This is a genomic window from Spongiactinospora rosea (genome assembly GCF_003315795.1).
Classification (GTDB): Bacteria; Actinomycetota; Actinomycetes; order Streptosporangiales; family Streptosporangiaceae; genus Spongiactinospora; species Spongiactinospora rosea.
Genome location: NZ_QMEY01000005.1, coordinates 1 through 12,099 on the forward strand (window position 1 = coordinate 1; position 12,099 = coordinate 12,099).

Below are 12,099 nucleotides of genomic sequence, written 5' to 3' on the forward strand. Positions count from 1 at the left end.
GCCAGGACGATCAACAGGCACCATCTGATCTACCGGCGCCAAGGTGGCACAGATGACAGGTCCAATCTCGTGCTCATCCACGCTGCGTGCCACCGGCAGCACCATGCAGCCGACCACCAGCCTGGACCAAGGAGAATTCCCAATGTATAGCTCTTGCGACCTGCTTGAGCCGGGTGCGGTGAGAGTCGCACGCCCGGTTCTGAGGGGGCCCCTGCATCCGAGAGGAGCAGGGGCTACCCGACACAGCGATGTGGCCGGCCTGCACGATGAGGTCACCGGGCGGCGCGGCTCCCACAAGCGGACACGGGCCGCGATCATCGAGGCGCTGGACCGTGGTATCCCGCTCAAGGTCGCGATCGTGGAACTGTCTCAGGGACAGCGTGCTCACGAGGCGCACGCCGAGATGAAGGCTCTTGGGATTCCGGACCTCGGGCCGGTCGATCGGATGCGCGGCATCGGCCGCGGCACCCGGGAGATGGGCATTGCATCGGATGTGAACGAGTTGTGCGGCCGGTGCGGCGACGGCCGCGCCGCGGTCTCCTGGGACGGCGACGTCCGCCTGTGCGTCATGTCCCGGTTCCTGCCCTCTGCGGGGAACGTCCGCACCACCCCACTCGGCGACATCCTGGCCGGGCCCATTTGGCGCGGCCTGCTCACACAGGTCCCCCGGCCCCGGCGTGGCGCCCCGCCCTGCACACCCATCACCGAGTGCCCACCGGCCTCCGACGGTAACGACTGCCCGCCCGCTTCGACCGAATGCGAGGGCAACGCCCTGCTTCTCCCGACGATCCGCCCCATCCCTCTCCGGGCAGGCGGCCGGTGAACAACCGGTCGGGCGAACGCGGCCAGACGATCCGGGAAGCCACCCGCGCGGCAGGAAAACATCTCATGGATTGGAAAGACCAGGCTGCCGCGCTCGCTGCCGCGGCGACCCCGCCCGGATCCCGGTGGCGGGAGCCGATCGCCACCACGCCACGCCACGTGTTCGTGCCGCGATGGTGGGCGAAAACCCGCGACGGGTGGGATCTGCGCGTCGGTGACGCTGACCGCGATCGGTGGCTGGCCGCCGCCTACCGCGACTGGACGCTCGTCACCAGCATCGGCGGCCTGCACGCCGACCACGCCGAACCCGGCACACGTCCGAAAGGCTCCCCGACATCGTCGTCCACCCTGCCCGGCCTGGTCGCCCAGATGTTCCGGCACGCGTCGATCGGGGACCGGTGCACGGTGTTGGACGTGGGCACCGGCAGCGGGTACGGCACCGCCGTGCTGTGCGCCCGGCTGGGTGACGCCCAGGTGACCGCCATCGACGTGGACCCGTACCTCAACGAGGCCGCCGCCGAGCGGCTGGAGGAGGCAGGGTATCGGCCGCGCATCATCACCGCAGATGCCACCGGCCCGCTTGACTGGGAAGGCGATCGCATCGCCGCCACCGTGGCGGTCGGTCCTGCCATCCCGGCGTCCTGGCTGGCCGCGTTGAAGGTGGGCGGGCGGCTGGTCACCACCATCACCGATACCAGCCTCGTTCTCACCGCCGACAAGCAACAGGACGGCGGCGCGGCCGGGATGGTCCAGTTCGACCGTGCCGGGTTCATGCGGACCCGCACCAGCGCCGACTACCCACCCCGCGATTGGGATCTGCTGAACGTCGCCCTTGACGGGGAGGGGGAGCACGTCGTACGGGGCCGGTACCCGGTGCTGGACGTGGTCAGCACCTGGGACGTGAGCACGATGTTGGAGATCATCGCGCCTGGCATCGGGCACTACTACGACAACCGCGAGGACGGCACCCGCGTCGCGATCATGACCCACTCCGATGGGTCCTGGGCCCGCGCCGAAGAACGCGACGACAAGGTGACCGTCCACCAAGGTGGCCCGCGCCGCCTATGGGACTACCTGGACGAGGTGCGGGACTACTGGATCCGGCACGGTGACCTGCCATTCCGGGGCGCGGAGGCGATCATCACACCGGAGGGTGTGATCACGCTGCGGCGAGGCCGCTGGATCGCGACCATCGGCCCGGGATGACCGTCAATTCGGACGGGCCGCAGGTGTGACTGGACACACTCCAGCGGGTGATCGGCTAGGGAACCGCGGTCCACTGCCACGGGCGCGGTCCATGCTCACCGCGCAGGCACGCCAGCCGCAAGATCACTTCTTCATGCCGAGCCGGGTTCTCCGCGGCGACCTGCGCAGCCATGCACAGCATCCGGAACTCGCGGATATCCCGCAGTGTCTCAAACCCGGTCCAGCCGGTGACATCGTGCCCGTACACCTTGGCGAAGACCCGATAGTCCTCCACGGTGATCCCGGCGAGTGTGAACGCCTTGACGGCGGTGGAGATCAGATCCCATTCGGGCGGTCCGACCGAGCATCGCTCCAGGTCCAGGAGCACCACGCGGCCGTCGCCGGTGCCGACGACGTTGCCGATCCACGCGTCACCATGCACCACACACTCAGGTAGCCCTTCAGGCAGCGCCGCGTACCGGCTGCGCAGTTCGGTCAGGCGTTCACGCATCCATGCATGATCGCGCTCGCCGAGGGTGACCGCCCGTTCGATCCGCTCAGTCAGGCGGACGAACGGATCCAGGCGGCCGACGTGGAAGTCGGCCGGGGGCGGCAGGGCGTGCAGCCGGCGCAGTGCCGTCGCCACTTCGAGCGCGGTTCCGTTGCGGTGGGGTGGCAGTTCTCGCCACCAGGTGACCGCCCGACCGTCTACGTTCACAGGCTGATGGATATCAGGCAGGGCCTCGACGGCGGGTACCTGGTGGGCCGCCAGCCAGCGCGCTATCTGTACCTCGCGCGCCGCGGCGTTCTGCTGGCCTGGCCGTGTGATGCGGGCGATCACTCCGGTGGGGAGGCGGAAGATGGCGTTCTCGCCGCGTCGTACCAACCGGGCGTCTTCAGCGGGCAAGTGGGCGCGGCGGCACGCTTCTTCCAGGACCGCGCGGGCCGCCGCTTCGCCTTCGTTCATCACGCTCATGTCCGGATCGTGGCCTTGATCCGGTCACACAGTTCCGCAACGGGAGTCTTGCGGCCATGAGGGGCGGACAATCTGTGGAGTTCCCGCATGTCGTCTTGGGCGCGGCGGGAGCGGACGGTCCCTGCGTCGGTCACGGCACGGGCACCGGTCTGCGCGGCTTGGACGGGATCGCCCGTCGCCATGGTGAGGGAGGCGAGTTTGATGCCGCTGATCGCGCGGGAGCGTACGTAGGCGTCGGTGTGCCCGGCGACCGCCATAGTGAGACGGTCGGACGCCTCTGCGGCGAACCGGCCGCGCATGGCCAGGTCGAACAGGGCGTGGCCGGTGTCACCCGCGTGCTGGGCCGCGTCGTAGTAGCGCATCCACGGCATTTCTTCGGAGGGCCGGATACGCGCGAACTGTTCGTCGGCGCGCCCGATGGTTTCCAGGGTGTCTTGCACCATGCCCAGTTTGGCTTGCGCACGAGCACGCGCCGACAGCAGCATGGCGCGTTCGGCCGGAGTGAGCCGGTCTGATCGGACCAGCGCGAGTTCGACCAGGGTCAGTCCTGAGTCGGCGTCGCCGACCCAGATCGCCTGCCGGGCCATGCCGGACAAGACCTTTGCGCGCAGGTGCCAGTCGCCGGCTTCCTCGGCACAGGCGAGCGCCAGCCGGAACATTTTGCGGGCGTCGTCGTGGGCGTAGCTGTCGAAGGCCATCATCGCGCCGACCTGGCCGAGCCAGCCGGCAGCGACGTGCAGGTCCGCGCGTAGCGGGGGCGGGCAGGTCGCGTGTTCGAGCAGGGCGACAGAGTAACGGATCTGGGCGGCCACGGCATCGCGGACCAAGCCGCCGCCGTAGGCGTGATCCCATGACAGGAAGGTCTCAGCGACTGTTTTCAGCCCTTGGATCTCGGTGGGTCCCACGGTGGTGGGAACGTCGGCGGCCTGTGCAGGCATCGCCCATTCGGCGAGGGGGACGGTTGCCGCGGCCCCGAGCGCGGTGCGGAGAAAGTCTTTCCGATCCACATCTGACACGGTATCTGCCGATTTGCGGCGCTGCCGGTGTCGGCGGAAGCCGAGGGCATGATCCGTTTCGGTGCCGAGGACGGCACGGAGTGCTGCCCGATACTCCGCACATGGCCACCGCACCACACCGCGCTCTAGTTTGCCGAGGTAGTTCGCTGTCATGACGGCGGAGCGCTGGTACTCGCGGTGAATCCAGGCGTTGACCAGGTCCGCCACGTCCTGGCGTGAGGCGGGCTCCCCCGGCGCGGACGGTGAATTCAGTCGTTCACGTGCTCGCTGAAGTTGGTGGTTCGGCTCAGGCACAATCGCCTGCTCCTTCCAATAAGGGGCGTCAGCATCGTCGCACATGTCGCATGGGGGCGGCTATAAATCTGCCCTCGATCTGCCCCTTGACTGCCCCATCAAATGGCGTTCCCTGTGGAGCACGCTTGCTTCAAGGTTGCCGTATCCGCTGCTGAGGGCGGCGTGGGGGCGTAATTCACCATGAACACGGCAAAGGTTCCTAATGGATACAAACGCGTGTGATCCCAACGCATTCGATTCGACCAGGCCGAATGCGGCCCGCATCTATGGTGAGCTGAGCCATGGCAAAGACGGCCTCCAGCCCGATCGGGAGGTCAGCGAAAGGCTGCTGGAGATTGCCCCCAAGGTGCGCAGCGCGGCGCGCGCGAACCGAGACTTCCTGCTCCGCGCGGTTGGAAGCCTCGCCGAGCAGGACCATGATCAGTTCATCGACTTCGGGACGGGGCTGCCGGCCGCGCGCAGCATCCACGAGGTCGTCCAGGCCGTCACTCCGGACGCCCGTGTGGTGTACGTGGACAACGACCGGCAGGTCGTCCTCCACGGCCGGGCGGTGCTGGAGGGCGAGAACGTTGTCATGCTGTTCGGTGATGTACGCCGCCCGGACGCCGTCTTCAATCATCCGGTCCTCACGCGGGTGATCGATGTGCGGCGGCCGGTGGTGGTCATCGCCGGCGCGGTGCTGCACTTCGTCCCCGACCAGGACGCCGCCGCGTTCATCCAGCGGCTCCGTGCTCGCCTCGCACCAGGCGGCACGTTGGTCTTCTCCCACGCCTGCTCGGACCGTTCGACGCCGGAGGAGATCGCCAAGGGGCAGACGCTCTACGCCGAATCGGCGACGCCGCTGCTCGTGCGCTCTAGCGCACAGATCGCCGCCCTGCTGGAGGGCTGCGACATGGAGGAACCCGGGCTGGTCGAGGTACCACTCTGGCGGCCGGAGCCCGGCCCGCCGCCGGAAGACGTCGGCAACGCGCTGCTTCTCGGCTGCCTGGCCGACTTGAACGCCTACGGCTTCCCCGCAGAACCCCGTCCCGAGGTGCCCTGATGGATTCCTTGATGCTCTACAACCCGCTGCACGCGTGCGCGGTGGCCGTGGCTGCGGAACGCGCCCGGCAGCTCGTCGCCGCGCTCGCATCCCGTGGTATCCGCGCGGACGCCCAGCCCGGCGCGGGCACGGTCCTGGTGTCGGTGTGCCACGGCCTGGTCGTCACCGTGGAGCGTGACCGCATCCACTGGCAGCCGCCGTCCGATGCCCGCGGCCACCGCCGGGCCGCCGCCCTCTACACCAGCGTGGACGATGCGGCCACAGCCCTCGCCCAAGACCGTGCCCGGCTCAACCGGCCGGTCAGATTCGGAGAGGACGCCCATGCCACGCCGGCCCGCTGACCACCCCACCATCTCGGGCGTGGAGATCCCGCCCGCACATCAGCACAGGCACATCTTCATCTGGGAGGTCGAAGCCGGTGACAGCCGCACCAGCGGCGTGACGGACAGCCCGTACCCGCGCGCCGAGCAGGAGATGCTGCGCGCCCTGGACTCCTCCCCCTACGGGCGGGGCCGCGTCCAGCACGCCTGGGTGTCCACGGTCGGCGGCGACTACGAGTACGGCCCCACCGTCGTCACCGCCTGCCGCAGCCCACAGGTGTCGTACGTGATCCACGGCGACGCCTGGGACGGTGTTACGGCCTATGACCTCCCCGGTCTGGCACGGCAGCACGGCGAGGGCGCTGCCGCGCCGGACGGCACGAGCCAGCCGGAAGCCCGTGGTCACGGGCAGGCGGATACGAAATCGTCTGCCTGCCCACGTCTCCTTCCTGTGCGGGCGGGCCGGAGCTGATGACCCCCACCCCCACGAGCTGGTGCGGCAGCACGGCGCGGTCGCTGCCGCACCACCCCCGGCAGGTCGCCGGTAGACGCGGCCGGGCCGAAGCGGACGGCCCCGGCCCGGCCCGCGTTTCCCTGATCGGGTACGGCGGCGCGGAGAGGACGCGCAGCGCGCCGCCGTGCCGTACGGCGGGCCGCCGAGGGCCCGTCTGGCGCGGGCGGGTACGAGGAGTGCTCCCTGCCCGCGCCACCCATGCTGCGCGGCGGGCGCGTGGATCGCCCCGGGCCGTGCCGCGCTGCGCGGGAGGTAGGTAGGTAGCCTCCGCGCCGCGCGGGCGGGTGACCTACACCCTGAATCGCCCACCCGCGCTCTTCCCCCGGCTGACCCGCCCCTCTTGAGCCCCCCTCCGGATGTGTCCGTCTCTGGATGCCCCGTCACCGGAGGGGTTCGTGCGGCCGTGGGCTCCCCCGTGGGCGGAGCCCACGGCCGCCCCTCGCCCCTATTCCCCCATAAGGGTGGCTTCGAAGATTTGCGCGGCAAATATGCTAAGATCCTCCGGCAGTAAAAGCAGCTCTCTGGCTGGCTTGCCCAAGCGATGTGGAGATCGGGGGCCGCGAAATGCCTACGACAGTTCTCACCGGCGCGGCGATCGAAATTCTTGGGTTCCTCAATGCCGCTCTCTTCCGAGCGTCCAAAGGGTACTTCATCCTGTACAAGTTCCGCCCGCAGAGCTGTCTGACTCTGAACCTGGTCGGCGACAATGAGTCCGCCCTAAACGCGGTGATCCTCCCGTATATGAAGGAGCGCGGGGATTATGTGGTTCTTTGGGACCCGCGTATCGAGGAGGCCGGTTTCTTGCCGTCTCTGATCTCAGATGCGACCCAGATAGAGGTCGAGGTGGACGGATCTCTGTTCGAAGCTGAACGCGTCAGCCTGGGCGGCCACCAGGAGCGCAGTGCACTACTCGCGCGACTTCGGAAGAAGGCCCCCTGGATTGACAGGTACGAAATAGCCAAGCGAGGCCAATTTCCGATCGCGCGACTGAGAAAGATCTAGATGAGCTGTGCAGCTAGTACTCCAGCCGCACATCGCGATCTTGACGAGCCGATGAGTGGCCCTCCGCGGGATTGACGTCCCTACATAGGCACATCAACGACGGACGGCCACCGCTGTGATCATTCAGGTGTGTTGGAACTGAAGATCATGCGGTGGCCGCGATGGCCAGAGTAGAACACCTGACCCCCGGGCGTCTGCAAGCCGGGCTGGACGACGCCTTCGCCCGGGTGGCGGGCCGCTTCAAACGACGCGAGGTCCGGCTACGAGCACGCCGCTGCCTGCAAGGACTGCTGTCCGGCCTGGAACGCAAGACCGGCTGGTCACTGGCCGAGTACGCCGGTGAGGCCACACCGGATGGCATGCAACGCCTGTTCAGCACCGCCAGGTGGGACGTCGAGGGCATACGCGATGACATCCGCGACTACATCATCGACCATCTCGGCGAAGGCGACGGGGTCCTCATCGGCGATGACACCGGCTTTGAGAAGAGGGGCATGTGCTCGGCGGGCGTGCAACGGCAGCACACCGGCACCGCGGGGAAGATCACCAACTGCCAGATCGGCGTCTACCTCGCCTACGCCACCTCCCGCGGCCGGGCCCTGATGAACCGGGAACTCTACCTGCCGCGCGAGTCGTGGATCGCCGACACCGCCCGCTGCGCAGCGGCCAAAGCCCCCCAGGACGTGAGGTTCGCGACCAAGCCTCAACTCCTGCAAGCCATGATCGAACGGGCCATCACCGCCGGCGTGCCCTTCGGCTGGGTCACCGCCGATGAGGCCTACGGCGACAACGGCCCGCTCCGCCGCTACCTGGAAGAGCGGCAGCTCAACTACGTCCTGGCCGTGGCCCGCACCCATCACATCACCACCGCCACCGGCCCGGTGCGCGCCGAGACCATCGCGCGGAAGATCCCTACGACCGGTTGGCAGCGCCTATCGTGCGGCAAAGGCGCCAAAGGCGAGCGGCGCTATGACCAGGCGCTGGTCGCCACCATCGGCCCGGGCCGTCACCTGCTGGTCCGCCGATCCATCCACAAGCCGTCGGAGCTGGCGTTCTTCTTGTGTCACACCAACACCGGTGCCGTTGCACCGGCTGGTGAAGGTGGCCGGTCTGCGCTGGAGCATCGAAGAATGTTTCCAGGCGGGCAAGAACGAGACCGGCATGGATCACTATCAGGTCAGGCTCTATCCCGCCTGGTACCGGTACATGACCTTGGCCATGCTGGCGTTGGCGTTTCTCGCGGTGACCCGCGCGTCCCTTCTGGATGAGCCTCTTTCGGCCCCCGCCGATCCGGCGCGCCGGCTGATCCCGGTCTCGGCCAACGAGAGCTGCCTACGGGTGGTACGTGTCGAAATAGTTCGCCGGGAGCCTGTTCAGCCAGGCGTGCGCGACGCCCGTCCAGCCGATTCTCAAGAAGTCGGCCTTCTTGTCCCCATCCAAGTCCGCGAACTGGATGTCCTTCGGCGGAAGATCCCCACCGTCCGCGATCCGCCCGATGTCCCGGTACTTTCCGCCCGCGCCTTTCGCCCCCTCATTGATCCAGGCCCGTGCGCCGCCCGCCGCCGTGATCAGGATCCGGTCGGCGCGGTCGTCGCCGTTGATGTCCGCGTACCGGATCTCCCTGGGCAGTTGCAGCGCCCCGCTGATCTTCTGTGGCGGGGTCCAGTCCAGCCACTTCTTACTCCCCTTGACCTGGAAGTCCCGGTTGTACCAGGCGGTCGTCGTACCGTCCGGCTTGATAAGCAGGTAGTCGTCCCGGCCGCCTCCAGTGACATCAGCGAACCGGATCTTCGTTTCCGGGTCGATGCTAAGCTCACGCCCCTTGGAACCATCGGCGAAGACACGCGCGACCCCGTCGTACTTCTTCATGCACATCCGCGAACCGGACGGATTCTCCGCCTTCCACGTGTACGCCGTGATCCCGCCCGTCAGATTCACCACCAGGCAGTCCGGGAAATCGTCGCCATCGATGTCGGCGAAGCGCAACTGGTTGCCGACGGCCCCCGCCTGCGGCACGTACGAAATCTTGCCCTCGACGAAAGGCGTCCAGCCGTCCCCCGAAGGCCCGCTGTTCCACCAGAAGCGCACGGCCTGGTTAACATCGACCGTCACGAACTCGGCCTTGCGGTCCTTGTTGATGTCGACCATCCAGAACCGGTTCGACGACGGGAACTGCGTGGCCTGGATAACGTCATGGTCCTCCCAGCCATACCCCAGCTTGTTCGGCGGGTGCGGATCTTTGCCCGGCCCGTCGTCCTGCATCCCGCAGGGATCGGAACCCGCGTTCGGCGCCTGACGATTGGGCCGCCGGATCCATTTCTTCTCGTACGCCTGGTCGGCCGCCTCCACGAAGGCGTCGCCGATCTTCTCGTAGCCCCGGTCGTTGGGGTGGATGCCGTCAGAACCGACGTCCGACCGCTCCAGCCCGGTCAGATCGGTGTACACGACATGCAGACCCCGGTCCACCAGCCGGTCCACCATCGCCGGAACCTGCGCCGAGAACGCCTTGCCGCGCGCGTCCTTGGCGGCGTCGTGGAACGGCTGCACGCCTCCCACCAGGACGGTCACACCCGGGGAGTCGGCGCTTACCTGCTCGACCAGGTCCTCCAGCCGGCCGATCGCCCCGGCCATCTCGTAGTTCTCGTTGACGTCGTTCCCACCGGCGATCAGCGTGATGAGATTCGGCTGGTAGGTCTTCACCGCGCACTTCGCCTTTCCGGCGATCTCGCGAATGCGGAACCCCGACCAGCCTTCGACCTCGCGATCCGGCATCCTGCCCACCCGGATCGAACCGACCCAGTCCACCCAGGGACTCGCGTCGTCGCCGTCCATGAGCCTGGGAACACCCGCGGCCGAGCCTTCTTCCTCGCTGCGCTGGGCGAGAAAGTTGAATCCCTGGTCGGCGGTGTAGCGGTAACCGTTCCCGTCCGAACTGCCCTCGCCATAGGTGGTGGACGAACCGAGCGCCATCGGCCGCACCATGTTGACCGGCCCGTCGTCATCGTCATCGTCGCCGGGAGGCTCGTTCGGGTCCGGCATCCCACTCGGGAGGGTGTGCCTTCGGACGTCGAAGTCGAAGGGCAGGTCCTTGTGCGCCTTTTCGAGGTCCTTCGCGAAGGTGTCGTCCTTGTCTTTGAGCGCGAACGTGGCCGAGCCCCAGTCGTTCTCGGTGAGCTTGTCGCGTAATTCGGCCGAGGGATAACCTTCCCAGCTCACCAGGTCCGGGAAATGCCAGCGGCCCCAGTGGTTCACCGGCTCCGCGCCCGGGGGCACGAAGTCGAAGGCGTGCGTACTCAGGTCGTCCTTGTAGTAGACGATCTTGGGATTGGTGCCCCCTTCCAGGAACTCGACCTCGCCGGCGGGCTTGGTTTGGTAATTTCCGTGGGCGGACGCCGAGACGTACTCGACCTTGTCGTCCAAGACCCACACGACGATGTGTTCCATGTCGTGCCGATGACCGCAGTCGGGGCAACCGGCCCCGGTGGTCTGGTCCTTCTGGAAGTACAGCCCGTACATATGGGCGCACCATCCCGTGGCATTGCACCGGGAACGCGCGTACATGTTGCTGTTCTCCAGGTCCGACTCGTCGCGGCAGGAGCCGTCGAGCGCGCCGGTGGTTCTCAGACCCGGGTTGAGCGTTCCGTCCTTGCCGATGGCCACCGACGGGTAGCAGCCATTGGGAAGGTAGTCCATGGCCGGCTGGAACATGCGGTTGGCCTCACTCGCGTTCTGCGGTAACTCGGGCGGCGGCGGCTCGGCCCAGGCGGGCCCGGCCACGACCGTGATCCCGACACCGACCAGCAGACTCGCCAGAAACGCGCTGAAGGCCCGGCGTAAACCCCGCGGGCGAGGGCGTGCGATAATTGCTGATCTGCTCAAAGGACTCCCCTTAGAACGTCAGACGGGGGGGATCCTTCGCCGGGCCGCTGTTCAAAGAACAGACCGTTTTCTGCCCACTTTCTGACCACCGACGTGAATGAGTTCAGGAAATCCAGGTGATCTCCTGGCCGTGTGGGCGTGTCCAGGCCGTCGGCCGGCCGTCCAGGGCCAGTACGTGAACCGAGCCGCCGGTGGGCGGCGGTGGCAGGGGGTCGTAGGGCAGCACGCCCAGGCTCTCGTTCGCGATCCAGTGGCCCGGCAGGCCGGTGACCGTCGCGGTGAACGCCGTCCGCCGGGGTGCCGGTACGAGGTGCAGCACCGAAGTGTGGAACACCACGAGGGTGGCGTCCGCCGGGGCCTGGGCGGCGAGGGCGGGGAGGTCGTCGCCCAGGTCGCCGGGCACGAGCAGCGGCGGGTCGGCGGCGGCGATGGCCGCGGCGGCGCCGAGCCGGGCGCGGCGGTGGTCGTGTTCGGGCCAGATGAGCGCATCGAGCCAGGCGACGTCGGCCGGGTCGGTGACGTTCAGCGGGTTGAGGTCCAGGTCGGCCCGCCACACCACGCGGGGCCGCTCGGCGGGTGGCACCAGGCCGTGGGCCGCGCAGGTCAGCACCGGCTCGCCGGTACCGACGGCGTGGTCGCCGTAGCGGTAGGAATATCGGTCGGGGTAGAGGCACAGCCCCGCGGACGCGCCGACCTCCAGCAGCGCGAGCGGCTGCGGGAGCGCGGCGAGCAGCGGCAGCAGCACGGCGCAGCGCCCCGCCTCGTTGGTCTGGGTGATGCGGACCCGCATCTCCGCCTCGATCTTCGGCCAGTGCGCCGTCGCGAAGTCGCGGAATGCCGCCGGATCCGCCACCGGCCCGCCGAGCAGTCGGACCACCCCGAAGAACAGGTTGGGCTGCCGCTTGGCCGCCGGAAGCCCGGCCAGCAGCCCCAAAAAGCCCTCGTCACGGGCCACGGCGGACGCCAGCCGTTCATAAACGGGCGACACCCCGCGCGCCTCCCGGGCCGCGAACTCCGCGTATGTTTCGCCGGTCGTCAAAGGCTTTCCG

General features: G+C 68.0%; 11 protein-coding genes and 1 pseudogene. 8 read left to right on the forward strand and 4 right to left on the reverse strand.

Annotated features, from left to right (window positions below):
• Positions 1–24: 24 nt before the first annotated feature.
• The 3 genes from DP939_RS14265 to DP939_RS14275 all read left to right on the forward strand — a co-directional run bounded on the left by DP939_RS14265 (position 25) and on the right by DP939_RS14275 (position 2,028).
• Complete coding sequence (locus DP939_RS14265; protein WP_263972324.1) at positions 25–150, forward strand: HNH endonuclease; 126 nt, start codon at positions 25–27, stop codon at positions 148–150.
• A gap of 100 nt (positions 151–250) precedes the next feature.
• A complete protein-coding gene (locus DP939_RS14270) occupies positions 251–823 on the forward strand; it encodes an SPASM domain-containing protein (protein ID WP_158578569.1) in 573 nt (190 codons plus the stop codon).
• A gap of 65 nt (positions 824–888) precedes the next feature.
• Positions 889–2,028, forward strand: coding sequence for a methyltransferase domain-containing protein (locus DP939_RS14275; protein WP_113981507.1), 1,140 nt, complete (start codon positions 889–891; stop codon positions 2,026–2,028).
• Between the two features lie 55 nt (positions 2,029–2,083).
• Here DP939_RS14275 and DP939_RS14280 read toward each other — a convergent pair whose 3' ends face one another.
• Together DP939_RS14280 and DP939_RS14285 are read right to left on the reverse strand one after the other, a co-directional pair.
• A complete protein-coding gene (locus tag DP939_RS14280) occupies positions 2,084–2,983 on the reverse strand; it encodes an aminoglycoside phosphotransferase family protein (RefSeq protein ID WP_199565163.1) in 900 nt (299 codons plus the stop codon).
• A complete protein-coding gene (locus tag DP939_RS14285; RefSeq protein WP_199565164.1) occupies positions 2,980–4,206 on the reverse strand; it encodes a hypothetical protein in 1,227 nt (408 codons plus the stop codon). The genes DP939_RS14280 and DP939_RS14285 overlap by 4 nt, the downstream gene beginning before the upstream one ends.
• Before the next feature lie 289 nt (positions 4,207–4,495).
• On the opposite strand from DP939_RS14285, the gene DP939_RS14290 reads away from it, so the two are divergent.
• From DP939_RS14290 to DP939_RS14310, 5 genes and pseudogenes are all read left to right on the forward strand, one after another.
• Positions 4,496–5,335: an SAM-dependent methyltransferase gene (locus DP939_RS14290; protein WP_113981186.1), complete on the forward strand. Its 840-nt coding sequence runs from the start codon at positions 4,496–4,498 to the stop codon at positions 5,333–5,335.
• Positions 5,335–5,676, forward strand: coding sequence for a hypothetical protein (locus tag DP939_RS14295; protein ID WP_147267992.1), 342 nt, complete (start codon positions 5,335–5,337; stop codon positions 5,674–5,676). Before DP939_RS14290 ends, DP939_RS14295 begins: the two co-directional genes overlap by 1 nt.
• 19 nt (positions 5,677–5,695) lie before the next feature.
• A complete protein-coding gene (locus DP939_RS14300) occupies positions 5,696–6,127 on the forward strand; it encodes a hypothetical protein (protein WP_147267993.1) in 432 nt (143 codons plus the stop codon).
• Positions 6,128–6,712: 585 nt separating this feature from the next.
• On the forward strand, positions 6,713–7,171 hold the full coding sequence (locus DP939_RS14305) for a hypothetical protein (RefSeq protein WP_147267994.1): 459 nt from the start codon (positions 6,713–6,715) through the stop codon (positions 7,169–7,171).
• A 161-nt stretch (positions 7,172–7,332) separates the two neighbouring features.
• Positions 7,333–8,422, forward strand: a pseudogene (locus tag DP939_RS14310) (IS701 family transposase); the annotation flags it as partial.
• An 81-nt stretch (positions 8,423–8,503) separates the two neighbouring features.
• On the opposite strand, the gene DP939_RS14315 reads toward DP939_RS14310, so the two are convergent.
• Positions 8,504–10,948, reverse strand: a complete 2,445-nt coding sequence (locus tag DP939_RS14315) for an NPP1 family protein (protein WP_113981190.1) — start codon at positions 10,946–10,948, stop codon at positions 8,504–8,506.
• A gap of 205 nt (positions 10,949–11,153) precedes the next feature.
• Positions 11,154–12,089 carry a DUF2332 domain-containing protein gene (locus DP939_RS14320; RefSeq protein ID WP_113981191.1) on the reverse strand — a complete coding sequence of 312 codons (936 nt, stop codon included), beginning with the start codon at positions 12,087–12,089 and terminating at the stop codon, positions 11,154–11,156.
• Positions 12,090–12,099 lie beyond the last annotated feature (10 nt).

Coding starts and splice junctions, on each gene's coding strand:
- DP939_RS14275 (WP_113981507.1), top strand. CDS start 889: ATGGATTGGAAAGACCAGGCTGCCGCGCTCGCTGCCGCGGCGACCCCG.
- DP939_RS14280 (WP_199565163.1), bottom strand. CDS start 2,983: ATGAGCGTGATGAACGAAGGCGAAGCGGCGGCCCGCGCGGTCCTGGAA.
- DP939_RS14290 (WP_113981186.1), top strand. CDS start 4,496: ATGGATACAAACGCGTGTGATCCCAACGCATTCGATTCGACCAGGCCG.
- DP939_RS14295 (WP_147267992.1), top strand. CDS start 5,335: ATGGATTCCTTGATGCTCTACAACCCGCTGCACGCGTGCGCGGTGGCC.